Annotated in this window: 4 protein-coding genes; 3 read left to right on the forward strand and 1 reads right to left on the reverse strand. The window is 72.8% G+C overall.

What is annotated here, in order from left to right; all coding sequences use genetic code 11:
- Window positions 1-30: 30 nt before the first annotated feature.
- Entirely contained in the window at window positions 31-672 is a 642-nt protein-coding gene (locus tag ACFRCR_RS18415; protein ID WP_377679624.1) for a TetR/AcrR family transcriptional regulator, read from the reverse strand.
- Between the two features lie 100 nt (window positions 673-772).
- On the opposite strand from ACFRCR_RS18415, the gene ACFRCR_RS18420 reads away from it, so the two are divergent.
- Genes ACFRCR_RS18420 through ACFRCR_RS18430 form a run of 3 tightly spaced genes read left to right on the forward strand, consistent with a single transcriptional unit; the run spans window position 773 to window position 2142 of the window.
- Window positions 773-1183, forward strand: coding sequence for a hypothetical protein (locus ACFRCR_RS18420; protein ID WP_377679625.1), 411 nt, complete (start codon window positions 773-775; stop codon window positions 1181-1183).
- A 48-nt stretch (window positions 1184-1231) separates the two neighbouring features.
- A complete protein-coding gene (locus tag ACFRCR_RS18425; protein WP_377679627.1) occupies window positions 1232-1597 on the forward strand; it encodes an Imm51 family immunity protein in 366 nt (121 codons plus the stop codon).
- Between the two features lie 8 nt (window positions 1598-1605).
- Window positions 1606-2142, forward strand: coding sequence for a hypothetical protein (locus tag ACFRCR_RS18430; RefSeq protein ID WP_377679629.1), 537 nt, complete (start codon window positions 1606-1608; stop codon window positions 2140-2142).
- The last annotated feature ends 38 nt before the right edge of the window (window positions 2143-2180 follow it).

Genomic DNA, 2180 nt, shown 5'->3' on the forward strand with positions numbered 1-2180 from the left:
CCCGCTCTGCGGGAGGACGGGCCTTCGTCGTCAGGGACGGGCGAGAGAGGGGGCCGCCCGCAGCAGCGGAGGCCCGACGGCGAGGATCGCCTGCTCGTAGCGTCTCGCCGACGCCTCGGGCCCCCCGGGCAGCAGCCCGCCGAGCTCGAGGCTCACGAGTCCGTGGACGAGGCCCCACAGGACCAACGAGGCCTCCTCGGCGGCAGCCTGCAGGGCATTCCGGGGCAGCGGGGTGCTGCTGCCCTCTCGTGAGGCGGCCTCGAGCACCCGCGCCACCGCCTGCCGCAGGACGTCGAACGTCGGTTCGGCGACGGCCGGGATCGCGCTGTGGGCGGGTGCGGGACCCTCGAACATCACGCGGTAGAAGTGGGGGTCGGCCAGCGCGCTGGTCCGATAGGCGAGGCCCAGGTGCAGGAGGTCCTCGGTGGGCGAGCCGGTCGTCGGTGCGGAGCCCAGGTGCACCGCGAATCGCCGGAAGCCCTCGACGCTCACCGCGGCGACCAGCTCCTCGCGGCTGCCGAAGAGCGCGTAGACCGCGGACGCGCTGGTCCCCGCAGCCTGCGCGACCCCACGGACCGTGACCGCCGACTCGCCGTGCTCGGAGATCTGCCGGGAGGCGACGTCGAGCAGGGACGCGCGAAGGGAGTCGTCGTGCAGTCGGGGTCTGGCCACGGACAGGAGTCTAGATCTCTTGACGCAGGCTTGCGAACGGTGTTCTATAACAGTGTTCGCAAACTCTGCCGAGACCGCTCGGCCGACCAGGGAGGCCCTCGTGCTCGAGCTCACCGACGCCGTCCGCATCACCGCCGGGATCGTGCTCCTGACGATCGTCGGGATCGAGTCCGGCGGGTTCTTCCTCGTCAGGGTCGTGACCGGCAAGGTCGCGGCCACGTCTTTCCAGACGTCCTTCTTCCGGGCCGGGCACGCGCACGCCGGGGTGCTCGTGATCCTGGGCCTGCTGTGCCTCGTGCTGAGCCAGGCGACCGGGCTCACGGGCTTCTGGAGCTGGCTCGCGGGGGTAGGTGTCCTCGTCGGGGCGATCCTGTTGCCCGGCGGGTTCTTCCTGTCCGCGACGGGTGCGGGGCGTGAGGCACCCAACCGGTGGGTCGTGCTGCTGCCGGTCGGCGCCGGGTTCGTCGCCGCGGGGGTCGTGACGCTCGGGGTCGGGCTGCTGGTCGCGTAGGTCCTCGGGTCCGTGCTCGTGTGGGCGCGGGTCGCTAGCATCGCGGCCATGGCAACCTCAGCAGACTTCGCAGACCTCGCCCCGGTCCTCCTCGTGACCCACGACGCGAGCTCGAGCATCATCTACTCGCCGGGCGGGCCCGAGTACCACCAGCACAAGGACGCGCTCGAGCGCCACGGGGTCGAGGGTTCGGGGTACGACTTCTCGGGGGCTCTCCAGGCCGTGCTCACGGACGAGTCGCCCGAGGTGCTCGAGGCCGTCGGGTTCGACCCCGAGGGCGGGATGGTGAGCGTCTACGGCACGGACCTCGACGCACTCCTGGTCGCGGCCCGGCACCTGTCGCGGATCATCGCCGACGACGCGGCCTTGGACGCCGCCCTCGCCCGGTCGGTCGAGCTCGGTCTCGACGACTGACGCCTCGAATGACCGACGCGCTCACGCTGACCGGGACACCCGCGCTCGGAGCCGTCGCGACCGAGCTGCTGGAGGGCTTCCGGTTCGACGACGGAGAGGGCTTCCCGCCCTCGTACCGGCGGCTCGTCGGGCGGGCCGGGTTCTGCCGTCTGTTCGGGCTCTGGCTCGTGTATCCGCCGGCCCGAGACGGGTTCGCCGACGGGTGGCAGCACCGGGCCGCGCACCTCACCGACCGCTTCCGCGCGACCTACGAGGACGGCCAGACCGAAGGGTTCGACTGGATGGTCGAGCCCGACGGGGACTGGACGGTCGCCCGGCGGCTCGTCGTCTTCGCGTTCAGCGAGAACGGCGACGCGCTGCTCTGGGACCCCTCGACCCGGAGGGACGGCGAGCTCGCGGTGTGGTGCAGCACCGGTCTGGACGGGCTCACCCTTCTGGGGCCGTCGTTGCCCCTCGCGCTGCCCCGGTTGCGCGCGCTGAGCGAGCCGTTCGCGGCGCGGGCGGTCGCCGACGTCGAGTGCCTGGTGCCCGCCCGCGTCGGGTAGGTCCGGCACCGGGGAGGGGCGCGGCGCCGCCCCGGCGC

The organism is Oerskovia sp. NPDC056781 (assembly GCF_042789955.1).
GTDB classification, from domain to species: domain Bacteria; phylum Actinomycetota; class Actinomycetes; order Actinomycetales; family Cellulomonadaceae; genus Oerskovia; species Oerskovia rustica.

Coding starts and splice junctions, on each gene's coding strand:
- ACFRCR_RS18425 (WP_377679627.1), top strand. CDS start 1,232: ATGGCAACCTCAGCAGACTTCGCAGACCTCGCCCCGGTCCTCCTCGTG.
- ACFRCR_RS18430 (WP_377679629.1), top strand. CDS start 1,606: ATGACCGACGCGCTCACGCTGACCGGGACACCCGCGCTCGGAGCCGTC.